Below are 26,867 nucleotides of genomic sequence, written 5' to 3' on the forward strand. Positions count from 1 at the left end.
CGCCTGGCATAGGCTCCGGCGCATGACGGAACGGATCGTGGTCGTCGGCGCGGCCCTGCTCGACGGCGGCCGGCTGCTCGCCGCGCGCCGCAGTGCGCCCCCTGAGCTGGCCGGACGCTGGGAGCTGCCCGGCGGCAAGGTGGAGAAGGGCGAGGCGCCCGAGGCAGCGCTGGTGCGCGAACTGCGCGAGGAACTCGGCGTCGACGTGGAGACGGTCGAGCGGGTGCCGGGGGAGTGGCCGCTCAGGGAGCCGTACGTCTTGCGGGTGTGGACGGCCCGCCTGCTGCCCGGCTCGCCGGCGCCCCAGCCGCTTCAGGACCACGACGCGCTGCGCTGGCTCGGGCCGGGTGAGATCTGGGACGTCGACTGGCTGGACCAGGACGTCCCGGCGGTCCGGGCGACCCTGTCCGCCCTGGACACGGAAGTGCGCTGACAGCGGACGCACCTCGGCGCGCACCCGTCGGCGCCCCGGCACACGCCGACGGAAGCCGAAGCCGCACCCCGTCGGCGCCCCGACGGAAGCCGAAGCCCCGCCCCGGCGCACCACCGTCGACCCCCCAAAACACCCCTGCCTCCCCCCGAAGCCCCCACCTCACACCCCCGCCGACGCACCCCCCGCGTCCTCCCCCGAGCGCCTCTTACGCCGTTTGTGCCACAGTGCGCCTGTGCGGGCGGTACCGGGTACTGGATATCGGGTATGTGCCCATTAACCCCACGAAACCGGACAGGGTGGGAGACCCGCTGGCCTGGGAAGTGATCGGCGTGATCGACACCGAAGGCGACTGCGCCGAGTGGACGTTCCCGGCTGAGCCGGGTGCCGTGCGCGCCGCCCGCTCCGTGGTGCGCGCGAGGCTGCACACCTGGGAGCTGGACAGCCTCGGCGACACCGCGGCCCTGCTGGTCAGCGAACTCGTCACCAACGCCCTCCGGCACGCCACCGGCCCGATCGGCGTCCGTCTGGTGCGGCTCAGGGGGCGCGACGGCCAGGGCGTGCTGCGCGCGGAGGTCTCCGACCCGCTGCCCGACCCGCCGCGCGAGCGCACCCCGCACCCCGACGACGAGAGCGGCCGCGGTCTGCAGCTGGTCGCATCGGCTTCCCGTCGCTGGGGCACCCGGCCCGGTGAGGGCGGCAAGACCGTGTGGTTCGAACTGGCGCTCCCCGAGTGAACCCCGAAGGCCGCGCGACCGGTGCGCGGCCGGTGCCGGGACCGCAGCGGTCGCGACCAATGCCGAACTGCGGGATTCGATGACCTGCCGCCCGGTTAGAAGACTGGAAGTGTTGTCGCAGGACGGACCAAAAAGGACCTGGACCGTGCTGTGATCGTGAACACCGTGTCGTGCGGCGCCGTAGTGCTGGATACTGCGGGCAGCCGCTGCCGGTGACCGATGCCGGACGCGGTGAGCTGGAGGGGACGGTTCGCGTGAGCGAGATACCAGCGAAGGCCACGGAGTCCGAGGACCCGTCGGACGGCGCGAGGGCGACAGCCGCGGGCGCGCTCGCCTCCGATACGGAGCGGACCGGTGACTCGCTGTGGCAGAGCAGCCCGCCCGGCTCGATCTACGACTACATCAAGGTCGCGTCCTTCTCCATCGGCGCCGACGGCCTCGTCGACCAGTGGAGTCTGCGCGCCGAGCAGGTCTTCGGCATCCCCGCCGAGCGCGCCGTCGGCATGGACCCCATCGAGGCGTTCGTCGACCCCGACCTGCGTGACCGGAGCCAGCGCAAGATGGCCGAGATCCTCGACGGCCGCGAGTGGACCGGTGTGGTGCCCTTCCGAGTGCCCCGCGGCGAGGACGGGGCGCCCGAGGAGGCGGCCCGGCGCCGCGGAGCCGACGGGCTCGCCGAGGTGTACGTCATGCCGACGCGCACCAAGGAGGGCGAAAAGGCCGCCGTCTGCATCGTCGTGGACGTGCGCACCCTGCGCAGCATCGAGACCGACCTCGCCGCCTCGCAGGCCATATTCGGCCAGTCTCCGTTCGGGTTCCTGCTCATCGACACCGAGCTGAAGGTGCGCCGCGCCAATCAGCGGTTCGCGTCCATCTTCGGCGGCACCCCCGACGACCACCGCGGCAAGGGGGTGCACGACTATCTGCCCCGGCCGGAGGCGGACCGGGTCACGGCGACGCTGCGCCGGGTCCTGCAGACCGGCGACTCCATCACGGACATGCACGTCACCGGGTATGTGCCCGGCTCCGACGAGCGCCGTCACTGGTCCGTCAACCTCTACCGCGTGCACAGCGGTTCCGGCCGGCCCATCGGTGTCGCCTGGCTCGGCACCGACATCACCGCCCGCCGCGCCGCCGCCCGCGAGGCCGCCGCCGCGCGGCGCAACCTCGCCCTCCTGAACGAGGCGGGCGCCCGCATAGGAAACTCCCTGGATCTGGAGACGACCGCCCGCGAACTCCTCGACGTCGTCGTCCCCGGCTTCTGCGACCTCGCCACCGTCGACCTCTACCAGGGTCTGCTGGCCGGCGACGAGACCCCGCCCGGCCTCGCCGACGGCAGCGCGGAGATGCGCCGTGTCGCCTACGCCAGCGCCGTTGCCGACACCCCGTTCCGGGGCGGCACCGGCGAGGGCGTCGAGGTCGGCGCGGTCCACCACTACCCGTTCAACTCCGCCTGCGCCGAAGCCCTGCGCACCGCCCGCCCGCAGCGTGTGCCGGGCGAGGAGGGCGGCCTGGTGCAGTCCGTGCTCGCCGTGCCGATGGTGGCCCACGACACCGTCGTGGGGCTCGCGCTGTTCGCGCGGACCAAGGGCAGTGAGCCGTTCGGCGACCGGGACCGGGACCTCGCGGTCGAGCTGGCCGCGCGGGCCGCGGTCTGTATCGACAACGCCCGCCTGTACCGGCGTGAGCACGAGCGGGCGCTGATACTGCAACGGTCCCTGCTGCCGCCCGGCGACCCCGTGGCCTCCGGCCTGGACATCGCCTGCCGCTATCTGCCCGGCAACGCCTCCACCGGGCGGCCCAGCGAGGTCGGCGGCGACTGGTTCGACGTCATCGAACTGCCCGGCCACCGCACGGCGCTGGTGGTGGGCGACGTCATGGGACGGGGGCTGCGCGCCGCCGTCGCCATGGGTGAACTCCGCACCGCCGTACGCACCCTGGCCCTGCTCGACCTCGAACCCGCCGAAGTCCTCTCCGCGTTGGACGAGATCGCCCGCGGCCTCGGCACCCCCGGCGGCGTCCAGCAGGCCACCCGGGCCGCCCGGCGCCCGCGCGAGGCGGACCTGTCCGAGGTGTACCTCGCGACCTGCGTGTACGCCGTCTACGACTCCGTCACCCGGCGCTGCACCTTCGCCAACGCCGGCCATCTGCCGCCGGTGCTGGTCGAACCCGGCGAGCCGGCGCTGATGCTCGACGTGCCGCCCGGGATGCCGCTCGGCGTCGGCGGGGAGCCGTTCGAGGAGGTCGAGGTCGAGCTGCCCGAGGGCGCGCTGCTCGCCCTGTACACCGACGGGCTCGTGGAGTCCCGCGACCATCCCCTGGACGAGGGCCTGCAGGCGTTCGTCGGCGCGCTGACCGACCCCGCGCGGCCCCTGGAGGACGTCTGCGACCAGGTCCTCAACACCCTGGACACCCATCACGGCGAGGACGACATCGCCCTGCTGATGGCCCGGGTCCAGGGCCTGCCCGCCGAGTCCGTCGGCGACTGGACCCTGCCGCGCGAGCCGCGCAGCGTGGGCCGGGCCCGTGAGTACGCGCGCGCCCAGCTGCTCGCCTGGGACCTGGAGCCGCTGGTCGACACCACCGAGCTGCTGGTCAGCGAGCTGGTCACCAACGCGCTGAGATACGGCGAGGGCGAGATCCGGCTTCGGCTGCTGCTGGACCGGACCCTGGTCTGCGAGGTGTGGGACTCCGGTCTGGTCCAGCCGCGCCGCCGCCGCGCCCGCGACACCGACGAGGGCGGCCGCGGCCTGCAACTCGTCGGCCTGCTGTCCGCGTCGTGGGGCTCGCGCCGCACCCCGCGCGGCAAGACGGTCTGGTTCGAACTGGGCCTGCCCGACGGCGAGTCCGGCCCGGTGGACCCGGCCGAGGCTCTGCTCAGCCTGTTCTGAGACCCGGGCGCGGGCCTGCCTGCCGCGAGGCCAGGGCCTGTCGTTCGGATCATCCCGGCGTCGGCAGGCCCTGACCGGCGCCGTCGAGGCGGTGACGCGTCGCGGGGCCGCCGTAGGCCGACGGCTCCGGCTCCCGCGGCGGGCCGTGCACGAGGACGTCCTGTTCGGCGTGGTCGCGGGCCGCCGCGGCCAGCGCGTCGGCGGCCACGAGTTCAGGCAGCGTGCCCGATACGAGGGCCCGGGCCGCCGCCAGCCGGGTGCGGGCCTCGGCGCCCACCACGCCCCGGTGCGTGGCGACGAAACCGTCCGCCGCGGCCACCGCGCTGCTCGTGGTCAGCCGCGCGGCGGCCGGCAGCACCCCGGCCCGCCCCGTCGCCACCGGCGCCAGCGCCCGCACGATCCGCCGCAGCTCCGCCAGCGGATCGTAGGGCCGCCCACCGGTCACCTCCAGACGTACGGAGGCCAGCACGGCGTCCGCGTGCGCGATACGGGAGCGCAGCTCCCCGGGCGGCACATCCGCCGGGGCGGTCCGCCGCGCCGCCGCGAGTTCCGCCTCCGCGCCGGTCAGGGCCGCCGGGAGCATCGCCCGGGCCGCCGTCAGCTCGTGTGCCAGCCGGTCCACGGCGGTGATGAAGACCTCCGCCTGCGCCACGGCCCCCTCACCGGACCGCAGCCGTGCCGCCGCGCGGCCGCTCTCGCCCCGGTCGGCGGCCTGCCGGGCCTCGTTGAGCCGGGTCGTGGCGGTCACCAGACGGTCCTTGGCCAGCTCCACATAGCCGGTGACGGGGTCGAGCGCACCGGCCGCGAACGCGCCGTGCAGGTCCGTGACCGTGGCCTCCGCCTGTCCCGTCCGGGCGGCCAGTGCCCGGAACCGGGCCTCCGCGACCGCGAGCGCGCCACCCCCTGCGGTGTCCACAGCGCGCAGGTCGTCGAAGGCGGCCGCGGTCGCGTCCAGGACGCGCCCCGCCTCCGCGCACCGGCCGACGATCCCGGCGAGTGTGTGCCGCCGCGCCGGTTCGTCACCCCGCGGCAGGCCCTCGTCGTCCCGCTGCCGCAGCGCGAACGCCGCGTCCAGCTCGCCCTCCGCCTCCCGCAGCGCCCGTGTGAACGGCTCCAGGCGCGGTGCGTCGTACAGCTCCCGGGCGAAGTCCAGTTCCTCCCGGCTGGTGCGCACACAGTCGTCGGCCTCGACCAGTGCCGCCCGGGCCTGACGGTCGAGTTCGCCGGGGGTCGGTGAGTACGGGTGGGACGGCAGGGCGCCCACGGAAGCGGCCGGGGGCGTGGTGCGCGTGCCGGACGCGGGCGTCACAGGGGTGCGGGTGCGGCGGGTGCGGCGGACGTAGACGTAGCCGGCGAGCAGTCCGGCCGCCGTCACGGCGGCCACCGGAAGGACGAGGTCCGTCGGGGACGTCTCGTCCTGGCGCGGCCGCGCCGCCGCCGTGGTCGGCGCCGATGCGGGGCGGGCGATCGCAACCGGCGGCTCGTTCACCGCCGTCATTCCCGGCAACAGCAGCCACACCACGCCCGCGGTGGCGCCCAGCAGCGCGTGCGCCACCCGCACCGATATGTGCGAGGTGGCGTGCCGTGGCCGGCCCCGAGGCGAGGATGACGTCACGTTTCGGAGCGTATGGCCCGGTATGAGGGGCCGCGAGCCGGGCGCGTCCGGTGGGGCGGACGGACGAGGGAGGGGGGACGGCGATGGAACAGCCGCAGCGTACGGAGGAACCCGAGGCGATATCCGGGGAGCGCGGCGAGCCGGAGCCGGCGGCGCCCCGCCCCGCGCGACGCCGCCGGCGCACCGCCCGGCGTATCGCCCTCGCCGTCGTACTGGTCCTGCTGCTGCCGGTGCTCGCCACGCAGGTCGCCCTGCGCCTGAACTACACCGGCGATCTCGCCGACGGCACCCGTACCCGCGACCGGGACGCCCTGTGGCTCGGGCACGCCTGGGCCGACGGCCGCAAGAAGGACGCCGACGTCACCGCCCTCGCCCGCCGGCTCGCCGGCACCGGCATCCGGGACCTGTATGTGCACGCCGGTCCGCTGGAGCACGACGGGACGCTGCCCGCGTCCGCGTACCCGAGGGCGGCGTGGCTGGTCGCGGCGGTGCACCGGGAGCTGCCCGGGGTGCGGGTGCAGGCGTGGCTCGGTGACGTGCTGGCCACGGAGGAGCCGGACGGACTGCGCCTGGAGCGGGCCGCGACCCGGGCGGCGATCGTCCGCTCCACCCGCGCGGTCCTCGACGCCGGTTTCGACGGCGCCCACTTCGACCTGGAACCGCTGCACTCCGGCGACCGCGACTACCTCGGCCTCCTCGACGCCCTGCACCGCGAGACGGCCGCCCGCGGGGCGGTGCTGTCCGTGGCCGCCCACCAGATCGATCCGCTGCCGGGGCTGCACTCCGCCGTCGGCGCGGTCACCGGGCACCCCAAGTGGTGGTCGCAGGAGTTCTTCGGCCAGGTCGCGCACCGCGTCGACCAGATCGCCGTCATGTCGTACGACACGATGCAGCAGTGGCAGAGCACCTACGGCGGTTACGTCGCCCAGCAGACCGCTCTCGCGCTGGAGGTGACCCCGCCGGGCACCGACCTGCTGATGGGCCTGCCCTTCTACCACGAGAACCGCTTCGGCCACCGCGGCGCGGCGGAGACGGTCCCCGCGGCCGTACGCGGCGTGCGCCTGGGCCTGTCCCGCACGGACGCGGACCGCGCCGCGTTCGGCGTCGCCCTGTACGTGGACTTCGCGGCGACGGAGGACGACTGGCAGGCGTACCGTGAGGGCTGGAACAACTGAACGAAGGGGTGGGGGAGATGCAGTACGTGATGGGGGTGGCCGTGCTGGTCGACGCGCTGCTCGCGGCGCTCGGTGTGATGTCACTGACGACCGGGTGGGTGGCGCCCTGGCTGCGGAGCACCGTCGTCCGGCCCGCGCTCTGGGGCGCGGGGGCGCTGCTGCTCGCGACGGGCATCGCGACGGGGATGTGCATGCCGTTCGTGGACGGTTCGGTGGCCCTGGCCAACGGACTGATGGCCGCCGTCGTCGCACAGTCCGTGGCGGGATGTCTGCTCCAGCGCCGCGCCCAGCGCCCCCGCCCCGCTACGAGGACCGCCTCCTGATCTTCGAGCCCAGCCACACCAGCGGGTCGTACTTGCGGTCCACGGCCCGCTCCTTCAGCGGGATCAGGGCGTTGTCCGTGATCTTGATGCCCTCGGGGCAGACCTCCGTGCAGCACTTGGTGATGTTGCAGTAGCCGAGGCCGTGCTCGTCCTGTGCCGTGCGTTTGCGGTCCAGGCCGGTCTCGGCGGCGGCGTCCAGGGGGTGCATGTCGAGTTCGGCGATGCGCATCAGGAAGCGGGGGCCGGCGAACGCCGTCTTGTTCTCCTCGTGGTCGCGCACGACATGGCAGGTGTCCTGGCACAGGAAGCACTCGATGCACTTGCGGAACTCCTGCGAGCGGTCCACGTCCTCCTGCATCATCCGGTACTCGCCGGGGCCGAGGCCGGGCGGTGGGACGAAGGCCGGGACCTCGCGGGCCTTGGCGTAGTTGAAGCCGACGTCCGTCACCAGGTCCCGGACGACCGGGAAGGTGCGCAGGGGCGTGACGGTGATCGTCTCCTCCTGGCCGAACACCGACATCCGGGTCATGCACATCAGCCGGGGCCGGCCGTTGATCTCCGCCGAGCACGAACCGCACTTGCCGGCCTTGCAGTTCCAGCGCACCGCGAGGTCGGGCGCCTGCGTGGCCTGGAGCCGGTGGATGATGTCGAGGACGACCTCGCCCTCGTTGACCTCGACGGTGAAGTCCTCCAGACCACCGCCGGCCGAGTCCCCCCGCCACACCCTGAACCGTGCCTGGTAGCCGCTCATTCGTACAGCTCCTCTTCGGCGAGGTACTTGACCAGCTCCTCCTTCTCGAACAGGGCGAGCAGGTCGGGGCGGATGGGGTCGGTGGTCTCCCGGGCCAGGGTGATCTGGCCGCGGGCGGGGTCCGACGCCGCGAGGGAGCCGGTGGGATCGGTCAGCCGGCACACCAGGTTCATCCGGCGCCAGGTGCGGTCCATCGACGGGAAGTCCTCCCGGGTGTGGCCGCCGCGCGACTCGGTGCGCTCCAGCGCCGCCCGGGCCACGCACTCGCTGACCAGCAGCATGTTCCGCAGGTCCAGCGCGAGGTGCCAGCCCGGGTTGAACTGCCGGTGGCCCTCCACCCCGGCCCGCCGGGCCCGTACCCGCAGCTCGGCGAGCTTGCGCAGCGCCTGCTCCATCTCGCCCTCGCGGCGGATGATGCCGACCAGGTCGTTCATGGTCTGCTGAAGCTCCTGGTGGAGGGCGTACGGGTTCTCCGGCGGCCCCTCCTCGCCCTCGGTCTCCGCGGAGAACGGCCGCAGCGCCTCCGCCGCCGCCGTATTGACCTGGGCGTCGTCGACCGCCGGCCGCTGGTACGCCGCCCCTTGCGCGTACTCGGCGGCGTGCAGTCCCGCGCGGCGGCCGAACACCAGCAGGTCGGACAGGGAGTTGCCGCCGAGCCGGTTCGAGCCGTGCATGCCGCCGGCCACCTCACCGGCCGCGTACAGTCCGGGCACCCCGCGCGCGGCGGCCGTGTCGGAGTCGACGGCGATGCCGCCCATGACGTAGTGGCAGGTCGGCCCGACCTCCATCGGTTCCGCGGTGATGTCGACGTCGGCCAGCTCCTTGAACTGGTGGTACATCGAGGGCAGCCGCCGCTTGACGACCTCCGCCGGCATCCGTGTCGACACGTCCAGGAAGACCCCGCCGTGGGGGGAGCCGCGGCCCTCCTTCACCTCGGAGTTGATCGCGCGGGCGACCTCGTCACGGGGGAGGAGCTCCGGGGGACGCCGGTTGTGGTCCGGGTCGTCGTACCAGCGGTCGGCCTCCTCCTCCGTCTCGGCGTACTTCTCCTTGAAGACGTCCGGGATGTAGTCGAACATGAACCGGTTGCCCTCGGCGTTGCGCAGCACCCCGCCGTCGCCGCGCACCGACTCGGTGACCAGGAGGCCCTTCACCGACGGCGGCCAGATCATGCCGGTCGGATGGAACTGCACGAACTCCATGTTCAGCAGCGGCGCTCCGGCGAGCAGGGCGAGGGCGTGGCCGTCGCCGGTGTACTCCCACGAGTTCGACGTGACCTTGAACGACTTGCCGATGCCACCGGTGGCGATCACGACGGCCGGCGCCTCCAGCACGAAGAAGCGCCCGCTCTCGCGTGCGTAGCCGAAGACCCCCGACACCCGGTCGCCGTCCTTGAGGACCCTGGTGACCGTGCACTCCTGGAAGACCTTCAGCCGGGACTCGTAGTCGCCGGTCTCCCGGTGGTCGGCCTGCTGGAGTGCGACGATCTTCTGCTGGAGGGTGCGGATCAGCTCCAGGCCGGTGCGGTCGCCGACGTGCGCCAGGCGCGGGTACTCGTGGCCGCCGAAGTTGCGCTGGGAGATCCGGCCGTCCTTCGTCCGGTCGAACAGCGCGCCCCAGGTCTCCAGCTCCCAGACGCGGTCCGGGGCCTCCTTGGCGTGCAGCTCGGCCATGCGCCACTGGTTGAGGAACTTCCCGCCGCGCATCGTGTCGCGGAAGTGGACCTGCCAGTTGTCGTGCTCGTTAGCGTTGGCCATCGCCGCCGCGATGCCGCCCTCGGCCATCACGGTGTGCGCCTTGCCGAAGAGCGACTTGCAGATCACCGCCGTACGGGCGCCCCGCTCGCGCGCCTCGATCGCGGCCCGCAGCCCGGCGCCGCCGGCACCGACCACGACGACGTCCCACTCCTGCCGGTCGACCACGGACATCGGTCAGTCCTCACTTGAGTCGCTGGAAGGCTCGAGCCACTAGAAGAAGCGCGGATCGGCGAAGACCCCGGACGCCACGAGGTACACGTAGAAGTCGGCGAGGGCCACGCTCAGCAGGGATGCCCAGGCGAGCTGCATGTGCCGGGCGTTGAGCCGGCCCACGAACCGCCACATGCCGTAGCGCACGGGATGCTTCGAGAAGTGCTTGAGCTTCCCGCCGACGATGTGCCGGCAGGAGTGGCAGGACAGGGTGTACGCCCAGATCAGCACGATGTTGGCGAGGAACACCAGGGTGCCGAGACCCATGTGTCCCCAGCGGTAGTGGGTGTCGCGGAAGGCGAGCACGGTGTCGTACGTCAGCACGCCCGCGACCAGCAGCGCCGCGTAGAAGAAGTAGCGGTGGACGTTCTGCAGGATGAGCGGGAAACGGGTCTCGCCGGTGTACTTGGCGTGCGGCTCGGGCACCGCGCAGGCCGGCGGGGACGCCCAGAAACCGCGGTAGTAGGCCTTGCGGTAGTAGTAGCAGGTCAGCCGGAAGCCCAGCGGGAAGATCAGGATGATGATCGCCGGCGAGATGCCCCACCAGCTGCCGAAGAGGTCCGCGTTGGGTCCGGCGTGCATCGTGCGGCAGTTCTGCGCCAGGCACGGCGAGTAGAACGGCGACACATAGGGCGCCGCGTAGTAGTGGGCGCCTGCGAAGGCCCGCCAGGTCGAGTAGACGACGAAGGCGAGCAGACCGGCCGCGGTGGCGGCGGGGGCCAGCCACCAGCGGTCGGTGCGCAGGTGCGCGGCGCCGATCGCGGCGCGGGTCGTCGACCGCACACCGCCGCCGCTGCTGCCGGGACGGGGTTCCGTACCAGTGGCCACCGTTTACGGCTCCCGTCCGGTCAGGGGGCGTGCCGGTCGCGGGCGCCGAGGCCCTCGTCGTCGGAGTCGGTCCACAGGGACCCGTCGTAGGGGGTGTCGGGGATGCCGACCACCTCCGGCCGGGCGGCCTGCACGGGTGTGATCGCCGAGCGCAGCAGCGAGACGCTCTCGCGCAGATGGTCGGCGTCCATCCGGGCCCGGCGCATCTCCAGGCCGCCGCTGCCGAGCTGTTTCTCCAGGCGCCCGAGCGACCGGTACAGGTCGTCGAGGCTGCGCTGGACCGATGTGAGTTCGTCGTGGACGGACATGACATGCCCTCGCTTCCGGGGGGTCTTCCAGGCCCTGGGCGGCACCGTTCATGCGCCTGCGAGTGTCGCGCGTCACACCACACGCTGTGAAGGGACGTGCACCGATCGGCGGAGGCGTACGGGTGCATCGCGGGTCGCGTTGCTCCGCACGGGTGGCCTTACGGACCGTCGCCGTCGTGTCGCCGGCAGTGTCCGGATCCTTTCCTCTTCAGTGGCTGCATCAAATCTGCATACGTGTGATCAGCTCCATATACCGCCAAACGTGATCATAACGCCCGCGGCTTTCCGGAGGTACTCCAGAGATGTCCCACGACGTCGTCGGACCGCGCGCCGTCATGCGCTCGGTCGCCTTCCTCACCGCGGGCGCGCTCGCGGTGACCGTGCTCACCGGCTGCAGTTCCGAGGACGAGGCCGGCAAGCCCCTCGCCGGGCAGGACATCGCCCGCGCCGCCCGCGCCCAGATCTCCGACGGCGGCACGCTGCGCTGGGCCGTGGACGCCGTGCCCGAGACGCTGAACACCTTCCAGTCCGACGCCGACGCCACCACCACGCGGGTGGCGCAGGCCGTGCTGCCGTCGATGTACCGGCTGGACGCGCAGGGGCGGCCGCAGCGCAACGCCGACTACCTGGAGTCCGCGAAGGTCGTCGAGACCGAGCCCAAGCAGGTCGTGCTGTACAAGCTGAACCAGCAGGCCGTGTGGAGCGACGGGCGGGAGATCGGCGCCGCCGACTTCGCCGCGCAGTGGCGCGCCCTGTCCGGCAAGGACTCCGCCTACTGGACCGCCCGCAACGCCGGGTACGACCGCATCGAGAAGATCGAGCGCGGCGACAACGACCTCGAGGTCAAGGTCACCTTCGCCAAGCCCTACGCCGACTGGCGCTCGCTGTTCTCCCCGCTGTACCCGAAGGACGTCATGGGGACGCCGGACGCGTTCAACGACGGGGCGCGGCGCAAGCTGAAGGTCAGCGCCGGGCCGTTCGCGGTGCAGACCGTGGACACCAAGGCCAAGGACGTCGTTCTCACCCGCAATCCGCGCTGGTGGGGGCATCCGGCCAAGCTGACCCAGATCGTGCTGCAGGCCGTGCCGCGCGACAAGCGGGCGCAGGCGCTGGCCGCGGGCAGCATCGACATGGCCGAGATCGACCCGTCCGACGCCCAGCGCGTCACCGGCAGCGCCGGGGGCGCGGCCGGCCCGCTGCAGGGGCCCGGCGGCCGTACGGCGGTCAAGGCGCTGCGCACCTGGGCGGCGCAGCACGGCGCGGACGCCGAGCCCGGTGACGAGGAACTGCGGGCCTGGGAGAAGCTGACCAAGGCGGTCGCACAGGAACAGAAGGAGAAGGAGCAGCTGCGCGGATTCGAGGTGCGCAAGTCCTTCGAGGCGGCGTACACGCAGCTCGCGCTGAACGGCTCCGAGGGTCCGCTGGCCGACGAGCGGGTACGGCGCGCGGTGGCGCGGGCGCTGGACCGGGGGCAGCTGGCCAAGCTGGTGCTGAAGCCGCTGGGGCTGCCGGCGGTGCCGGTGGGCAGCCATCTGGCGCTGTCCGGGCAGCCGGCGTACGCCGACAACAGCGGGGCGCTCGGCGGTCAGGACACCGCGGAGGCGCAGGCGCTGCTCGCCGACGCCGGGTGGGTGCCGGGCGGACCGGTGGACGAGCAGAAGAAGGGGGAGAAGGCGGCCGGCGCGCAAGGGGACAAGGAGAAGGCGGCCGGGGGCAAGGCGGGGCACGCCACGTCCGACGGGGACGCGTCCGAGGGCGGCAAGGACGGCACGTACATCGTCGGCCAGGACGACAAGGCGGGCCGGCAGCCCGGGCACGGCGAGGACAGCCGGCCGCTCGCCGAGTGGCAGCTGCGGCAGGGCGGGGCGCCGGGGGCGTACGCGCCGAAGGGGACGGCGGCGCCGGCCGGGGCGGGGTCGCCGCAGGTGCTGGCGAAGGACGGCAAGCCGCTCACGCTCCGCTTCGTGCTGCCGTCGGGAGCGGGCTCGCAGACGCTGCGGCAGGTCGCGGACCGGATCTCCGCGATGCTGGCGAAGGTCGGCATCCGGACCGACATCACCAAGGTGCCGGACGACAGCTACTTCAAGGACCACATCGCCGCCGGCCAGTACGACCTGGCCCTGTACTCCTGGCCGGCCTCGGCCTTCCCGGCGACGGATGCCCGCCCGATCTACGCCAAGCCGGTACCGGCCGCCGACGGCTCGCTGACCGTGCAGCAGAACTACACCCGGGTCGGCACGGACCAGGTCGACCAGCTCTTCGACCAGGCGATCGCGACGCTGGACCAGGACCGCGAACGGGACCTGATCCGCAAGGCGGACTCCCGTATCTGGGCAGCTGCAGGATCGATTCCCCTCTTCCAGCGCCCGCAACTGGTGGCCACCCGAAAATCCCTCGCCAACGCGGGAGCCTTCGGCTTCCAGACCCCGGTGTACGAGGACATGGGCTACCTGAAAAAGGGCGAAAAGCCGTCGGCAAGCCCGTCGTCGTAGGGGGGCGGGCGGCGCGGGGGGCTCCGGCCCGGATGCCGGGGGTGTGCGTGAGGGTGCCCGTTCGGGCCGGGCTGCGCCCGGCTTGGGGGCTGCTCCCGGCCTCGGGGGCTGCGCCCGGCTTCAGGGCTGCGCCCGCCCTCGGGGGATTCGCGCGGCCCGGCGGCTGAGCCCGGCTTCAGAGTAGGGCTCGGCCCCGGCGGCTGCGCCCGGCGCCGGGCTGCGCCCGGCGCCGGGCTGCGCCCGGTCCCAGGGGTTGCGCGTGCGGCGCGGGGCTCCGGGGTCGGCTGGCTCGCGGCGCACGGGGCGTGGGCCCTGCCGGGGTCCGGGGCCCGGCGCCGGGCCCCGGACCCCGGGGTTGCGCGTGCGGCGCGGGGCTCCGGGGTCGGCCGGCTCGCGGCGCACGGGGCGCGGGCCCTGCCGGGGTCCGGGGCGGAGCCCCGTGGGGGTGGCTCTTGTGCAAGCGAGACGGGCGGGTGGTGGGAAACGCCCCGGGGTCCAGGGGCGGAGCCCCGGGCGGGGTCCGGGGCGGAGCCCCAGGACGGCGCCCCCGCCAACGCCACCCGGGCGGAGCCCACCGCAGAGCCCACTGAACCCGGGGCGGAGCCCGTCGGACGGGTCCCCCAGCCGACGCCACCGGGGCGGAGCCCACCGCGGAGCCCACCGCGGAGCCCACCGAACCCGGGGCGGAGCCCGTCGGACGGGTGCCCCAGCCGACGCCACCGGGGCGGAGCCCACCGCTGAGCTGGGCGGATGTGGGCCAAGGCGCCGCCCCGGCGCACGCCCCGTACCATGGGGTGAGGCCGTGGCATGTTCAGCCCGGCAGGGCCCGCGCAGCAGGGCTGTCCACAACTCCGGGAGATCGCCGCAATATGGCCACGCGCCACGACATCCGCAACGTCGCCATCGTCGCCCACGTCGACCACGGCAAGACCACCATCGTCGACGGCATGCTCAAGCAGGCCGGTGCCTTCGCCGCCCACCAGCTCGAGGGCGTCGACGACCGCATGATGGACTCGAACGACCTGGAGCGTGAGAAGGGCATCACGATCCTCGCCAAGAACACGGCGGTGAAGTACCACCCCAAGGACGGCGGGGACCCGATCACGATCAACATCATCGACACCCCCGGCCACGCCGACTTCGGCGGCGAGGTCGAGCGTGGCCTGTCGATGGTCGACGGTGTCGTGCTGCTCGTGGACGCTTCCGAGGGCCCGCTCCCGCAGACCCGCTTCGTGCTGCGCAAGGCCCTCCAGCAGCGCCTGCCCGTCATCCTGTGCATCAACAAGACGGACCGTCCGGACTCCCGGATCGACGAGGTCGTCAACGAGACCTACGACCTCTTCCTCGACCTGGACGCCGACGAAGAGCAGATCGAGTTCCCGATCGTCTACGCCTGCGGCCGTGACGGCATCGCCTCGCTGACCAAGCCGGACAACGGCACGGTCCCGGGCGACAGCAACAGCCTGGAGCCGTTCTTCTCCACCATCCTGGAGCACATTCCGGCCCCGACGTACGAGGAGGACGCGCCGCTCCAGGCCCACGTCACCAACCTCGACGCCGACAACTTCCTCGGCCGTATCGCGCTGCTCCGCGTCGAGCAGGGTGAACTGCGCAAGGGCCAAACGGTCGCCTGGATCAAGCGCGACGGTTCGATCAGCAACGTCCGCATCTCCGAGCTGATGATGACCGAGGCGCTCACCCGCAAGCCCGCCGAGGTGGCCGGCCCGGGTGACATCTGCGCCGTCGCCGGTATCCCCGACATCATGATCGGCGAGACGCTGGCCGACCCGGAGAACCCGGTCGCCCTGCCGCTGATCACGGTCGACGAGCCCGCGATCTCGATGACGATCGGCACGAACACCTCGCCGCTGGTCGGCCGCGGCGGCACCGGCAAGGGCGCCGACGCGAAGGCGGCAGTGAAGGACCGCAAGGTCACCGCCCGCCAGGTCAAGGACCGCCTGGACCGCGAGCTGATCGGTAACGTCTCGCTGCGCGTCCTCGACACCGAGCGCCCCGACGCCTGGGAGGTCCAGGGCCGTGGTGAGCTGGCGCTCGCCATCCTGGTCGAGCAGATGCGCCGCGAGGGCTACGAGCTGACCGTCGGCAAGCCGCAGGTCGTCACCAAGGAGGTCGACGGCAAGACCTACGAGCCGGTCGAGCGCATGACGATCGACGTGCCCGAGGAGCACATGGGCGCCGTCACGCAGCTCATGGGCGTCCGCAAGGGGCGGATGGACAACATGTCCAACCACGGCTCCGGCTGGGTCCGCATGGAGTTCGTCGTCCCCTCCCGCGGTCTCATCGGCTTCCGTACCGAGTTCCTGACCCAGACCCGCGGCACGGGTATCGGCCACTCCATCCACGAGGGCTTCGAGCCCTGGTTCGGCAACCTGACGACCCGCAACAACGGCTCGCTGGTCGCCGACCGCGCCGGTGCCGTCACCGCCTTCGCGATGACGAACCTGCAGGAGCGCGGCGTGCTGTTCGTGGAGCCGGGCACCGAGGTGTACGAGGGCATGATCGTCGGTGAGAACTCCCGCTCCGACGACATGGACGTGAACATCACCAAGGAGAAGAAGCTCACCAACATGCGCTCCTCCTCGGCCGACTCGTTCGAGGCGATCGTCCCGCCGCGCAAGCTGTCGCTGGAGCAGTCCCTGGAGTTCTGCCGCGACGACGAGTGCGTCGAGGTGACCCCGGAGGCCGTCCGTATCCGCAAGGTGAACCTGGACGCCCGCGAGCGCGCCCGCGCCGCGAGCCGCGCCAAGCACGGCTGACACACCGACAGCGACGAGCCGGGCCCCCGCGTTCAGCGGGGGCCCGGCTCGTCTGCGTTGCCGTCCGCATACCGTGCGTGGTGGGGGAATCCACCAGAGGGTAGGGAAAACCCTGCATCCTGGGCCCTAAGCCGCACAGGGTGGCCGATTTCTACTAGTCTGCTGTGCGGGTCGGCGCCGTCTGCCGTGGGGTCAAGTGCCCGGTGGGCCTTTGCCGTTCAGGCGCGGACGCCCCTCTTTCGGGCAGCGTGAAGCGCCCTGCACGGTGGCCACAGTAGCCGCAAGTGCTTTTCCCTACTTCTGCGTCCGGAATGCGGACAGTGATCACCGATAGATGTGTAACAAGTCCGTTTCGCAGCGATCTATCTGCAAACTGTTTGTCCGGATTTTGGAAGAAGTAGGCAGCAGGTGTGATCGAACCGAGACCTTAGGACTGTGGTTCGGCCGGTGGCCCATGGCAGATAGTTAGGCGCGTAGAGCTCGGATCCCGGGTCACGCCAGCTGCGGCGCCGACTCACGAGCGGGGGGACACCTCACCATCTGCGCCGTCCATGACGGTGGTGTGACGCGTGCCCCTCTATGCGGTGAACCAAAGGACTCATAAGGAGGAACCCATGCGCGGTGCGAAGAGCGCCAAGTGGGTCGCGATAGCCGCGGTTGTGGCGCTGGGCGCGACCGCCTGTGGTGGTGGCAGCGACAAGGGCGACAGCAAGGCCGCGATCGACCCGAACGGCAAGTTCTCGGTCGAGGTGGGCGAGCCGCAGAACCCGCTGCAGCCGGCCAACACCATGGAGTCCAACGGCAGCATCGTCATCAAGTCGCTGTTCTCCGGGCTCGTCGACTACGACAGCAGCGGCAAGATCGTCAACGTCAACGCGCAGTCGATCGACACGACGGACAACAAGACCTTCACGGTCAAGCTGAAGCCGGGCTGGACCTTCCACGACGGCACCCCGGTCACCGCCACGTCCTACGTCAAGGCGTGGAACTGGGCGGCCAACCCGGCCAACAAGCAGACCAACAGCGCCTGGTTCGCCGACATCCAGGGCTACAGCGACGTCGCCCCGGACAGCGGCAAGCCCAAGGCCACCGAGATGTCCGGCCTGAAGGTCGTCGACGACAACACCTTCACCATCACGCTGGCCAAGCCGATCCCGTACTTCGTGTACAAGCTCGGCTACGAGGTCTTCGACCCGCTGCCCGAGTCCTTCTACAAGGACCCGAAGGCCGCCGGCGAGCACCCGATCGGCAACGGTCCCTACAAGTTCGTCAAGTGGGACCACAAGAAGCTGATCGAGGTCGCCAAGTTCGACGGCTACAAGGGCCCGAACGCCGCCAAGAACGGCGGGGTGCTCTTCAAGAACTACGCCAAGCTCGAGACGGCCTACCAGGACCTCAAGTCCGGCAACCTCGACGTGATGCGCCAGGTCGCCCCGCGTGACCTCCCGGTCTACAAGGCCGACCTCGGCGACCGCGCCGTGGACCAGGCGTACTCGGCGATCCAGACCATCGCGGTGGCGTACTACTCCCCGCAGTGGAAGAACATCGACCCCCGCGTCCTGCAGGGTCTGTCGATGGCGATCGACCGGGACACCATCACCAAGACCGTTCTCCAGGGCACCCGTGAGCCGGCCACCGGCTGGGTCGCCAAGGGCGTCCTCGGCTACCAGCCGAACGCCGTGGGCGACATCACCAAGTACGACCCGGCCAAGGCCAAGGAGCTCATCAAGGCCGGCGGCGGCGTCCCGGGCAACAAGATCTCCATCCAGTTCAACGCGGACGGCGGTCACAAGGAGTGGGTGGAGGCCGTCTGCGGCTCCATCACCAAGGCGACCGGTGTCGCGTGCACCGGCGACTCCAAGCCCGACTTCCAGGCGGACACCAACGCGCGTGACGCCAAGCAGGTCAAGTCGCTGTACCGCTCCGGCTGGGTGCTCGACTACCCCTTCATCTCGAACTTCATCCGCGACCTGTTCGGCTCCAAGGCCGACGGCAACCAGGGTGACTTCAACAGCAAGCAGATCGACGAGATGATCGCCAAGGCCGACGCCGCCAAGACGCTGGAGGACTCGGAGAAGCAGTACCAGGCGATCGAGAAGGAACTGCCCAAGTACATGCCGAGCATCCCGCTCTGGTACTACAAGGTCAACGCGGGCTACTCGGAGAAGGTCTCCGGCGTCAAGTACGCCCAGGACGGTGACCCGATCCTGACCGGCGTTCAGGTCAAGAAGTAACCGCTGGCGAACAGCGTTGCCGTGCCGCACCCGGCGGGGTGCGGCACGGCGTCGGCCGACAACAGGCCGGGGGGCCCTTTTCACCGCACTCGCACGGACAAGCTCGGGGGAGCCGTTCGTGTGCGGTGGAAAGGGCCCGCCGCTGTGACTGACATGGAGGCACCATGGGGCGCTATGTCGCACGACGACTGCTCCAGATGATCCCGGTCTTCATCGGGACAACCCTGCTGATTTTCCTGATGGTCTACGCCCTGCCCGGCGATCCCGTGCGGGGGCTCTTCGGTGACAAGGGCACGAGCCCGGCGGTCCTTCGGGCGCTGCGGCACGAGTACGGCCTCGACAGGCCCGTTCTGGTCCAGTACTTCGACTACATGAAGGGCATCGTCCTGCACTTCGACTTCGGCAACCAGATCGCCAGCGGGCGTCCGGTCACCGAAATCCTGGGCGACGCCTTCCCCGTGACGCTGCGCCTGTCCGGCCTGGCCTTCGTCATCGAGGCGGTCCTCGGCATCGTCCTCGGTGTGGTCTCGGGCATGCGGGCCGGCAAGTGGGCCGACACCGTCATCCTGTTCGTGACGCTGCTGCTGATCTCGGTCCCGGTCTTCGTCCTGGGCTACATCCTGCAGACGGTGTTCGCCTTCCAGCTCGGCTGGCTGGAACCGGCGGTCAACGACGACACGAACCTCAACCAGCTGCTGCTGCCGGCCATCGTCCTGGCCAGCGCCTCACTGGCCTACGTGGCCCGGCTGACGCGGACCTCGATCGCGGAGAACCTGCGCGCCGACTACATCCGCACCGCCGTCGCCAAGGGCCTGCCCCGCCGCCGTATCGTCGGTGTGCACCTGATGCGCAACTCGCTCATCCCCGTCGTCACCTTCCTCGGCACCGACCTCGGTGCCCTGATGGGCGGCGCCGTCGTGACCGAGTCCATCTTCAACATCCACGGCGTCGGCGGCACCATCGCCGACTCGATCACCCGCCGTGAGGGCACCACGCTGGTCGGCCTGGTCACCATCCTGGTCCTCGTGTACCTCGTGACCAGCCTGATCGTCGACCTGCTGTACGCGGTTCTGGACCCGAGGATCCGTTATGCCTGAGCTGACCAAGACCGCAGACGAGCCCGTCGTCGCCGTCGCCGCAGGCGGCGCCCCCGCGGGCAAGCCGGAGAAGACCCGCAGCCTGTGGGGCGACGCCTGGCGGGACCTGCGCACCAACTGGGTGTTCATCGTCTCGGCGGTGCTCATCGTCCTGCTGATGGTGATGGCGGCCTGGCCGGGCCTGTTCACGGGCGCCGACCCGAACAACAAGGACCTGGCGGCCCACTACCTCCAGCACCCGCACTACGGCAAGGTCTTCGCCGAGGACTGGCTGGGCTACGACGCCCAGGGCCGCAGCGTGTACGCCCGTGCCATCTACGGCACCCGCGCCTCGCTGCTCGTCGGCGCGGGCACCACGCTGGTCGTCACCGTCTTCGGTGGTCTGGTGGGCATGCTCGCCGGCTACTTCGGCGGCTGGCTGGACGCCGTGCTGTCCCGCATCACGGACATGTTCTTCGGCATCCCGTTCCTGCTCGGCGCGATGGTGATGCTCAACTCCTTCACGGAGCGCAACATCCCCGTCGTCATCATGGCCCTGGCCTTCCTCGGCTGGACCCAGACGGCGCGTGTCATGCGTGGTTCGGTGATCACCGTCAAGGCCACGGACTACGTCCACGCGGCCAAGGCGCTCGGTGCCTCCACCAGCCGGATCCTGTTCCGCCATGTGCTGCCCAACGCGGTCGCGCCGGTGATCGTCGTCGCGACCATCTCGCTGGGTGTCTACATCGGCGCCGAGGCGACGCTGTCGTTCCTGGGCCTGGGCCTGAACGGCGTCTCGTGGGGCAACGACATCTCCGACGGCGGCAACCAGATCCGCGTCGCGCAGTACATCATGCTCTACCCGTCGATCATGCTCAGCATCACGGTGCTGGCGTTCATCATGCTCGGTGAGGCCGTCCGCAACGCCCTCGATCCGAAGTCGCGCTGAGGGAGGCGTACGTGACCATCATCGAAGACACCACTTCCGTGCCCTCGCCGCGCGGCGAGGGCGCCGACGGCGGGCCGCTGCTCGAAGTGCGTGACCTGCACGTCGAGTTCCACACCCGCGAGGGCGTGGTCAAGGCCGTCAACGGCGTCAACTACAGCGTCTCCGCGGGCGAGACCCTCGCCGTGCTCGGTGAGTCCGGCTCCGGCAAGTCGGTCACCGCGCAGGCCATCATGGGCATCCTCGACATGCCGCCGGCGCAGATCCCGCAGGGCGAGATCCTCTTCCGCGGCCAGGACATGCTGAAGATGTCCGCCGAGGACCGCCGCCAGATCCGCGGCCGCCGGATCGCGATGATCTTCCAGGACGCGCTCAGCTCGCTGAACCCGGTGCTCACCGTCGGCTACCAGCTCGCCGAGATGTTCCGCATCCACCAGGGTCTGTCCAAGAAGGACGCCAAGGCCAAGTCCATCGAGCTGATGGACAAGGTCAAGATCCCGGCCGCGGCCGCCCGCGTCAACGACTACCCGCACCAGTTCTCCGGCGGTATGCGCCAGCGCATCATGATCGCCATGGCACTGGCGCTGGAGCCGGACCTGATCATCGCCGACGAGCCGACCACGGCCCTCGACGTGACGGTCCAGGCCCAGGTCATGGACCTGCTCGCGGAGCTGCAGCGCGAGTACAACATGGGCCTGATCCTCATCACCCACGACCTCGGCGTCGTCGCCGACGTCGCGGACAAGATCGCGGTGATGTACGCGGGCCGGATCGTGGAGCGCGCCCCGGTCCACGAGCTGTACAAGCGCCCCGCGCACCCCTACACGCGGGGTCTGCTGGACTCCATCCCGCGCCTGGACCAGAAGGGCCAGGAGCTGTTCGCGATCAAGGGTCTGCCGCCCAACCTGCTGCGCATCCCGACCGGTTGCGCGTTCAACCCGCGCTGCCCCAAGGCCCAGGACATCTGCCGCGAGCAGGTCCCGCCGCTGGCGCCGGTCACCGAGCAGGACGGCACGGACCTGCCGGGCCGCGCGTCGGCCTGCCACTTCTGGAAGGAGACGCTCCATGGCTGAGCTCAGCAAGAACGACGAGCAGCAGGACGCCACGCCGAACGTCTCCGACGTGGACGTCGTCGACGCCCACTCCGAGGAGGAGGCGGTCGCCGCGATCGAGGCGCCCGTCTCGCGCGGCGAGCCGATCCTCCAGGTGCGTGACCTGAAGAAGCACTTCCCGCTGACCCAGGGCATCCTGTTCAAGAAGCAGATCGGCGCGGTCAAGGCCGTCGACGGTGTCTCCTTCGACCTGTACCAGGGCGAGACCCTCGGCATCGTGGGCGAGTCCGGCTGCGGCAAGTCCACGGTCGCCAAGCTCCTGATGCACCTGGAGCAGGCGACGGCCGGCGAGATCTTCTACAAGGGCCAGGACATCACCAAGCTGTCCGGGCGCGCGCTGAAGGCCGTCCGCCGCAACATCCAGATGGTGTTCCAGGACCCGTACACCTCGCTCAACCCGAGGATGACGGTCGGCGACATCATCGGTGAGCCCTTCGACATCCACCCCGAGGTGGCCCCGAAGGGCGACCGGCGCCGCAAGGTGCAGGAGCTGCTCGATGTCGTCGGTCTGAACCCGGAGTACATCAACCGCTACCCGCACCAGTTCTCCGGCGGTCAGCGCCAGCGCATCGGCATCGCCCGCGGCCTGGCCCTGAACCCCGAGATCATCATCTGCGACGAGCCGGTCTCCGCGCTGGACGTGTCCGTCCAGGCGCAGGTCGTCAACCTGATGGAGCGTCTGCAGGACGAGTTCAACCTGTCCTACATCTTCATCGCGCACGACCTGTCGATCGTCCGGCACATCTCGGACCGCGTCGGTGTGATGTACCTCGGCAAGATCGCCGAGATCGGCACGGACGAGCAGATCTACGACCACCCGACGCACCCCTACACCCAGGCGCTGCTGTCGGCGGTCCCGGTGCCGGACCCGGACGCCCGTGAGCACCGTGAGCGGATCATCCTCACCGGTGACGTGCCGTCGCCGGCCAACCCGCCGTCGGGCTGCCGCTTCCGCACCCGGTGCTGGAAGGCGCAGGACAAGTGCGCGCAGGAGGTGCCGATCCTGGCGATCCCCGAGCGGTTCAAGGGGGAGGACACGCCTGCGGCGCACGAGTCGGCGTGCCACTTCGCCGAGGAGAAGGACGTCGTCCACGCGGTGTGACTGCCGTCGGCTGAGCCGTTGTTCCCGGTGCCCGTTTGTTTTTGGGGTGCCGGGAACTTTGGTTTTTCGGTTGTTTTTCGGTTGTTTTTCGGGTGCGGGTGCGGGTGCGGGTGCGGGTGCGGGTGCGTTGTGGCTGGTCGCGCCCGCGCGGCGGTAGCCGCATATCGGCACAGCCCCGCGCCCCTTCAGGCCGGTACCGGCCCCCTTGCGGACAAGTGGCAGGCCGACTGGGGGGCCGTACCGGTGTTCAGGATGTCTGGGTCCTTTGTGCGGCAAGCCTCCGCCACCCCCGCTCGCTCCGCCTCTCCGCTCGCCAGGATCGGGCATCTGGCGTGGAAGCGGCAGCCGGTGGGGATGCGGGACGGGTCCGGGGGTTCGCCCGTCAGGATGAGCGGGGTGCCGGGGGCCTCGGGCAGGACCGAGAGCAGGGCCTGGGTGTAGGGGTGGCGGGGTGCCGTCAGGACCTCCTCCACCGTTCCCGTCTCCACGATCCGGCCGAGGTACATCACCGCCACCCGGTCGGCGATGTTCCAGGCCAGGCCCAGGTCGTGGGTGACCACCAGGGCCGCGAGGCCCAGTTCCGTGCGCAGGCGCAGCAGCAGCGCGAGGATCTCGCCGCGCACCGACGCGTCCAGGGAGGCCACCGGTTCGTCGGCCACCAGCAGACGGGGCTGAAGGACCAGCGCGCCCGCGATGACGACCCGTTGCCGCTGGCCGCCGGAGAGTTCGTGCGGGTAGCGCAGGAAGAAGCGCTCGGGGGGACGCAGGCCCGCGCGTGACAGGGCGTCGGCGACCGCCGCGCGTTCGTCCCCGGCGTGCCCGTGGATGCGCAGTCCCTCCGCGACCGCGTCGTACACCGTGTGCCGGGGGTTGAGGGAGCCGCTGGGGTCCTGCAGTACCAGCTGCACCTGGCGGCGGTAGGCGCGCAGGGCGCGGGCGGAGTAGGACAGTTCCTTTCCGTCGTACGAGATCTGTCCCGCCGTCGGTTTCACCAGGCCCAGCAGGGCTCGGGCCAGGGTCGACTTGCCGCAGCCGGACTCGCCGACGAGGGCGACGATCTCGCCGGGGCGGATGTCGAGCTCCACCCCGTCGACCGCGCGGGCGGGGCCCGCTCCCCGCCGGCCGGGGAAGGTCACGTGCAGGCCCTGGGCGGCGAGCAGCGGCGGTGTCGTCATGGGGTGCTCCTCGCGTTCTCGGACGGCAGGCCCCCGGCATCCGCGTCCGGGACGCCGCTCACGTGCACGCAGGCCGCAGCGCGGCCCGGACCGGCGTCCCGCAGGGGCTGGTCGTCGGCCGCGCACACCGGCAGGGCCACCGGGCAGCGGGCGTGGAAGGCACAGCCGGCGGGGAGGGCGGACGGGTCCGGCGGGTCGCCGGGCAGGCCCGCGGGGGCGAAGCGGGACGCGGGGTCGCCGATGCGGGGGAACGCCGCCGACAGGGCCTTCGCGTACGGGTGGCGGGCGTTGTCGTACACCGAGCGGGCCGGGCCCTCTTCGACCACCCGCCCGGCGTACATCACGGCCAGCCGGTCGCAGGTGTCGGCGAGGACGGCGAGGTCGTGGCTGATCATGATCAGGCCGAGGTCCTGGTCGGCGACCAGGTGCTCGATCAGCTTCAGGATCTGCGCCTGGATCATCACGTCCAGCGCGGTCGTCGGCTCGTCCGCGATGATCAGCCCGGGCTCGCAGGCCAGGGCCATGGCGATCATCACGCGCTGCCGCTGGCCGCCGGACAGTTCGTGCGGGAAGGCCGAGGCGCGCGCGGCCGGCAGCCCCACGTGCTCCAGCAGTTCCCCGGCCCGCTTGCGGGCGGCGGCGGGCGTGGCCCGGCCGTGCAGCAGGATCGGTTCGGCGATCTGGTCGCCGACCCGGTGCACGGGGTTCAGGGAGTGCATCGCGCCCTGGAACACGATCGACGCGCCCGCCCAGCGCACCGCGCGCAGCCGCCCCCAGCGCATGCCGAGCACATCCTCGCCGTCCAGCGCGATCCGGCCGGTGACCCGCGTGCCCGCGGGCAGCAGGCGCAGCAGCGCCAGGGCCAGCGTGGACTTGCCGCACCCCGACTCGCCCGCGATGCCGAGCTTCTGCCCTGCCTCCAGCGTGAGGTCCACGCCGCGCACGGCGGCCGCCCCGCCCTGGTACGTCACCGACAGGTCCCGCACCTCCAGCAGCGTCATCGCGCCACCCCCAGCCTGGGATTGAGGACGGCCTCCACGGCCCGTCCGCACAGCGTGAACGCCAGCGCCACCCCTGCGATCGCGATGCCGGGCGGCACCAGGTACCACCAGTCGCCGGAGCTGACCGCGCCCGCCTCCCGCGCCTCCTGGAGCATCCCGCCCCAGGACACCACGGTCGGGTCGCCGAGCCCGAGGAAGGCGAGGGTGGCCTCGGCGAGGATGGAGGAGGAGATCATCAGCGTCGTCTGCGCCAGCACCAGCGGCATCACATTGGGCAGCACGTGCCGGGTCATGATGTGCCAGTGCCCGCCGCCGAGCGCCTTCGCCCGTTCGATGTAAGGCCGTGACTCCACCGCGAGGGTCTGTGCCCGCACCAGCCGCGCGGTCGTGGGCCAGGTGGTGACGCCGATCGCCAGCACGACCGTGCCGAGCGAGCGGGACATCACGGTGGCCAGCGCGATGGCGAGCACCAGCGTCGGCATCACCAGGAACCAGTCCGTGACCCGCATCAGCACGGTGGCGTACGCGCCCCGGAAGTGCCCGGCGGTGATGCCCACGACCGCGCCGATCGCCACCGACAGCACCGCCGCCAGCAGGCCCACCAGCAGCGACACCCGCGAGCCCCACACCAGCAGGCCCAGCAGGTCGCGGCCGAAGCGGTCGGTGCCCAGCCAGAACTGGCCGCTCGGGCTCTCCAGCGGCCGGCCCGGCGCGCCGGTCACGCTCGCCACGTCCGGGCCGACCGTCAGCGGCGCGCTCAGCGCGAGCAGGGCGAGCATCGCGAGCGCCACGAGGCCCACCAGGCCCGCGCGGTGGGTGCGGTACTGGCGCCAGAAGCCCGCCGCGGCCCGCCGCCGGCGTTGCCAGGCGAGCCCGGTCACGGTGGATGCGCTCATGTCCGTCCCACTCTCGGGTCGAGCAGCGGATAGACCAGGTCGGCCAGGGTGTTCATGACGATCACCGCTGCGGCGAAGAACAGGAACAGGCCCTGCACCAGGGGCAGATCGGGCACGCTGAGCGCCTGGTAGAACAGGCCGCCCAGGCCGGGCCAGGAGAAGACGGTCTCGACCAGGATCACGCCGGCGACGGTCCGGCCGAGGTTGACGAAGACGAGCGTGACGGTCGGCAGCAGCGCGTTGGGCACCGCGTGCCGGCGCCGCACCAGGTCGTCGCGCAGCCCCTTGGCCCGCGCGGTCGTCAGATAGTCGCTGCCCATCTCGTCCAGCAGCGCCGAGCGGGTCACGAGCAGGGTCTGGCCGTACTCGACGGCGACCAGCGTGAGCACCGGCAGGATCAGATGGTGGGCGACGTCGAGGACGTAGGCGAAGCCCTCCTTGCCGCCGGTCTCCATGCCTCCGGTGGGGAAGAGCCCGGGGAGCGGGCCGATGCCGACCGACAGCACGATGATGAGCAGCAGGCCCAGCCAGAAGGACGGCACCGAGTACAGGGTCAGGGCCAGCCCGGTGTGGAAGCGGTCGCCGAGGCTGCCGCGCCGCCAGGCCGCCCGGGTGCCGAGGACGACGCCGAGCAGGGTGTAGAGGACGAACCCGGTGCCGGTGAGCAGCAGGGTGTTCGGCAGTGCCTCGGTGATCTTGTCCAGGACGGGGGCCCGGAACTGGTAGGAGGTGCCGAGATCGCCGGTGAGGGCCTTGCTGCAGTAGTCCGTGAACTGCTGCCAGAGCGGCAGGTCGAGTCCGAACTCGCGCCGGTAGGCGGCCAGTTGCTCGGCGGAGACCGGGCGGCCGCCGGTCATCGTGCGGACCGGGTCGCCCGGGATCAGCCGGAACAGGAAGAACCCGGTCACGAGCACGGCCAGCAGCGATACGGCGGCGCCGGCCAGCTTGCCGGCGCCGTAGCGCAGGTAGGGGACCGGGGACGGGCGGCGCCGGGTGCGCTCGCCCGCCGTGGCGAGGGTGGTGGCGGTCAT

21 protein-coding genes are annotated in these 26,867 nt (G+C 71.5%); 12 read left to right on the top strand and 9 right to left on the bottom strand.

Going from position 1 to position 26,867, the window contains the following annotated elements:
• Window positions 1-22 precede the first annotated feature (22 nt).
• The 3 genes from ACZ64A_RS13645 (at window position 23) to ACZ64A_RS13655 (ending at window position 4,058) form a co-directional block, all read left to right on the top strand.
• Window positions 23-433 carry a (deoxy)nucleoside triphosphate pyrophosphohydrolase gene (locus ACZ64A_RS13645; RefSeq protein ID WP_469810336.1) on the top strand — a complete coding sequence of 137 codons (411 nt, stop codon included), beginning with the start codon at window positions 23-25 and terminating at the stop codon, window positions 431-433.
• Window positions 434-699: 266 nt separating this feature from the next.
• Window positions 700-1,167, top strand: coding sequence for an ATP-binding protein (locus ACZ64A_RS13650; protein WP_469810338.1), 468 nt, complete (start codon window positions 700-702; stop codon window positions 1,165-1,167).
• 254 nt (window positions 1,168-1,421) lie between these two features.
• A complete protein-coding gene (locus ACZ64A_RS13655) occupies window positions 1,422-4,058 on the top strand; it encodes a SpoIIE family protein phosphatase (protein ID WP_469810339.1) in 2,637 nt (878 codons plus the stop codon).
• A 49-nt stretch (window positions 4,059-4,107) separates the two neighbouring features.
• Here the strand turns inward: ACZ64A_RS13655 and ACZ64A_RS13660 are convergent, their stop codons facing one another.
• A complete protein-coding gene (locus ACZ64A_RS13660; protein WP_469810341.1) occupies window positions 4,108-5,673 on the bottom strand; it encodes a hypothetical protein in 1,566 nt (521 codons plus the stop codon).
• An 83-nt stretch (window positions 5,674-5,756) separates the two neighbouring features.
• On the opposite strand from ACZ64A_RS13660, the gene ACZ64A_RS13665 reads away from it, so the two are divergent.
• Both ACZ64A_RS13665 and ACZ64A_RS13670 read left to right on the top strand, forming a co-directional pair.
• Window positions 5,757-6,848, top strand: coding sequence for a glycoside hydrolase family 18 protein (locus ACZ64A_RS13665; RefSeq protein WP_469810342.1), 1,092 nt, complete (start codon window positions 5,757-5,759; stop codon window positions 6,846-6,848).
• A gap of 17 nt (window positions 6,849-6,865) precedes the next feature.
• Window positions 6,866-7,171, top strand: a complete 306-nt coding sequence (locus ACZ64A_RS13670; RefSeq protein ID WP_469810343.1) for a hypothetical protein — start codon at window positions 6,866-6,868, stop codon at window positions 7,169-7,171.
• Here ACZ64A_RS13670 and ACZ64A_RS13675 read toward each other — a convergent pair.
• The 4 genes from ACZ64A_RS13675 to ACZ64A_RS13690 are packed head-to-tail and all read right to left on the bottom strand — an operon-like array spanning window position 7,152 to window position 11,025.
• Window positions 7,152-7,922: a succinate dehydrogenase/fumarate reductase iron-sulfur subunit gene (locus ACZ64A_RS13675; RefSeq protein WP_469810345.1), complete on the bottom strand. Its 771-nt coding sequence runs from the start codon at window positions 7,920-7,922 to the stop codon at window positions 7,152-7,154. The genes ACZ64A_RS13670 and ACZ64A_RS13675 overlap by 20 nt on opposite strands.
• Entirely contained in the window at window positions 7,919-9,850 is a 1,932-nt protein-coding gene (locus ACZ64A_RS13680; protein WP_469810346.1) for a fumarate reductase/succinate dehydrogenase flavoprotein subunit, read from the bottom strand. The genes ACZ64A_RS13675 and ACZ64A_RS13680 overlap by 4 nt, the downstream gene beginning before the upstream one ends.
• Before the next feature lie 39 nt (window positions 9,851-9,889).
• The gene (locus tag ACZ64A_RS13685; protein ID WP_469810347.1) at window positions 9,890-10,717 is read right to left on the bottom strand and encodes a hypothetical protein; all 828 of its coding nucleotides are present in this window, start codon (window positions 10,715-10,717) and stop codon (window positions 9,890-9,892) included.
• Between the two features lie 20 nt (window positions 10,718-10,737).
• Window positions 10,738-11,025, bottom strand: a complete 288-nt coding sequence (locus ACZ64A_RS13690) for a hypothetical protein (RefSeq protein WP_469810348.1) — start codon at window positions 11,023-11,025, stop codon at window positions 10,738-10,740.
• A 302-nt stretch (window positions 11,026-11,327) separates the two neighbouring features.
• Between ACZ64A_RS13690 and ACZ64A_RS13695 the strand changes: the two genes are divergently transcribed.
• The 7 genes from ACZ64A_RS13695 (at window position 11,328) to ACZ64A_RS13725 (ending at window position 22,764) form a co-directional block, all read left to right on the top strand.
• Window positions 11,328-13,517: an ABC transporter family substrate-binding protein gene (locus tag ACZ64A_RS13695; protein WP_469810349.1), complete on the top strand. Its 2,190-nt coding sequence runs from the start codon at window positions 11,328-11,330 to the stop codon at window positions 13,515-13,517.
• 869 nt (window positions 13,518-14,386) lie between these two features.
• Window positions 14,387-16,294 carry a translational GTPase TypA gene (typA, locus tag ACZ64A_RS13700; protein WP_469810351.1) on the top strand — a complete coding sequence of 636 codons (1,908 nt, stop codon included), beginning with the start codon at window positions 14,387-14,389 and terminating at the stop codon, window positions 16,292-16,294.
• Window positions 16,295-16,908: 614 nt separating this feature from the next.
• Window positions 16,909-18,528 carry a peptide ABC transporter substrate-binding protein gene (locus tag ACZ64A_RS13705; protein ID WP_469810352.1) on the top strand — a complete coding sequence of 540 codons (1,620 nt, stop codon included), beginning with the start codon at window positions 16,909-16,911 and terminating at the stop codon, window positions 18,526-18,528.
• A gap of 164 nt (window positions 18,529-18,692) precedes the next feature.
• Entirely contained in the window at window positions 18,693-19,625 is a 933-nt protein-coding gene (locus ACZ64A_RS13710) for an ABC transporter permease (protein WP_469810353.1), read from the top strand.
• Window positions 19,618-20,553 carry an ABC transporter permease gene (locus tag ACZ64A_RS13715; protein WP_469810354.1) on the top strand — a complete coding sequence of 312 codons (936 nt, stop codon included), beginning with the start codon at window positions 19,618-19,620 and terminating at the stop codon, window positions 20,551-20,553. The genes ACZ64A_RS13710 and ACZ64A_RS13715 overlap by 8 nt, the downstream gene beginning before the upstream one ends.
• An 11-nt stretch (window positions 20,554-20,564) precedes the next feature.
• Window positions 20,565-21,623 (top strand): ABC transporter ATP-binding protein, encoded by a 1,059-nt coding sequence (locus tag ACZ64A_RS13720; RefSeq protein WP_469810355.1) that lies wholly within the window; start codon window positions 20,565-20,567, stop codon window positions 21,621-21,623.
• A complete protein-coding gene (locus ACZ64A_RS13725) occupies window positions 21,616-22,764 on the top strand; it encodes an ABC transporter ATP-binding protein (RefSeq protein WP_469810356.1) in 1,149 nt (382 codons plus the stop codon). The genes ACZ64A_RS13720 and ACZ64A_RS13725 overlap by 8 nt, the downstream gene beginning before the upstream one ends.
• Window positions 22,765-22,949: 185 nt before the next feature.
• On the opposite strand, the gene ACZ64A_RS13730 is transcribed toward ACZ64A_RS13725, so the two are convergent.
• From ACZ64A_RS13730 to ACZ64A_RS13745, 4 genes are read right to left on the bottom strand one after another with little or no spacing between them, the layout of a single operon-like run.
• Window positions 22,950-23,939 carry an ABC transporter ATP-binding protein gene (locus tag ACZ64A_RS13730; RefSeq protein ID WP_469810358.1) on the bottom strand — a complete coding sequence of 330 codons (990 nt, stop codon included), beginning with the start codon at window positions 23,937-23,939 and terminating at the stop codon, window positions 22,950-22,952.
• Window positions 23,936-24,940: an ABC transporter ATP-binding protein gene (locus ACZ64A_RS13735; protein ID WP_469810359.1), complete on the bottom strand. Its 1,005-nt coding sequence runs from the start codon at window positions 24,938-24,940 to the stop codon at window positions 23,936-23,938. Before ACZ64A_RS13735 ends, ACZ64A_RS13730 begins: the two co-directional genes overlap by 4 nt.
• Window positions 24,937-25,836 (bottom strand): ABC transporter permease, encoded by a 900-nt coding sequence (locus tag ACZ64A_RS13740; protein ID WP_469810361.1) that lies wholly within the window; start codon window positions 25,834-25,836, stop codon window positions 24,937-24,939. The genes ACZ64A_RS13735 and ACZ64A_RS13740 overlap by 4 nt, the downstream gene beginning before the upstream one ends.
• Entirely contained in the window at window positions 25,833-26,867 is a 1,035-nt protein-coding gene (locus ACZ64A_RS13745; protein ID WP_469810362.1) for an ABC transporter permease, read from the bottom strand. Before ACZ64A_RS13745 ends, ACZ64A_RS13740 begins: the two co-directional genes overlap by 4 nt.

It is taken from the genome of Streptomyces sp. NPDC104814, assembly GCF_055583185.1.

Coding starts and splice junctions, on each gene's coding strand:
- ACZ64A_RS13645 (WP_469810336.1), top strand. CDS start 23: ATGACGGAACGGATCGTGGTCGTCGGCGCGGCCCTGCTCGACGGCGGC.
- ACZ64A_RS13665 (WP_469810342.1), top strand. CDS start 5,757: ATGGAACAGCCGCAGCGTACGGAGGAACCCGAGGCGATATCCGGGGAG.
- ACZ64A_RS13670 (WP_469810343.1), top strand. CDS start 6,866: ATGCAGTACGTGATGGGGGTGGCCGTGCTGGTCGACGCGCTGCTCGCG.
- ACZ64A_RS13675 (WP_469810345.1), bottom strand. CDS start 7,922: ATGAGCGGCTACCAGGCACGGTTCAGGGTGTGGCGGGGGGACTCGGCC.
- ACZ64A_RS13680 (WP_469810346.1), bottom strand. CDS start 9,850: ATGTCCGTGGTCGACCGGCAGGAGTGGGACGTCGTCGTGGTCGGTGCC.
- ACZ64A_RS13690 (WP_469810348.1), bottom strand. CDS start 11,025: ATGTCCGTCCACGACGAACTCACATCGGTCCAGCGCAGCCTCGACGAC.
- ACZ64A_RS13695 (WP_469810349.1), top strand. CDS start 11,328: ATGTCCCACGACGTCGTCGGACCGCGCGCCGTCATGCGCTCGGTCGCC.
- typA (WP_469810351.1), top strand. CDS start 14,387: ATGGCCACGCGCCACGACATCCGCAACGTCGCCATCGTCGCCCACGTC.
- ACZ64A_RS13705 (WP_469810352.1), top strand. CDS start 16,909: ATGCGCGGTGCGAAGAGCGCCAAGTGGGTCGCGATAGCCGCGGTTGTG.
- ACZ64A_RS13710 (WP_469810353.1), top strand. CDS start 18,693: ATGGGGCGCTATGTCGCACGACGACTGCTCCAGATGATCCCGGTCTTC.
- ACZ64A_RS13715 (WP_469810354.1), top strand. CDS start 19,618: ATGCCTGAGCTGACCAAGACCGCAGACGAGCCCGTCGTCGCCGTCGCC.
- ACZ64A_RS13725 (WP_469810356.1), top strand. CDS start 21,616: ATGGCTGAGCTCAGCAAGAACGACGAGCAGCAGGACGCCACGCCGAAC.
- ACZ64A_RS13730 (WP_469810358.1), bottom strand. CDS start 23,939: ATGACGACACCGCCGCTGCTCGCCGCCCAGGGCCTGCACGTGACCTTC.
- ACZ64A_RS13735 (WP_469810359.1), bottom strand. CDS start 24,940: ATGACGCTGCTGGAGGTGCGGGACCTGTCGGTGACGTACCAGGGCGGG.
- ACZ64A_RS13740 (WP_469810361.1), bottom strand. CDS start 25,836: ATGAGCGCATCCACCGTGACCGGGCTCGCCTGGCAACGCCGGCGGCGG.
- ACZ64A_RS13745 (WP_469810362.1), bottom strand. CDS start 26,867: ATGACCGCCACCACCCTCGCCACGGCGGGCGAGCGCACCCGGCGCCGC.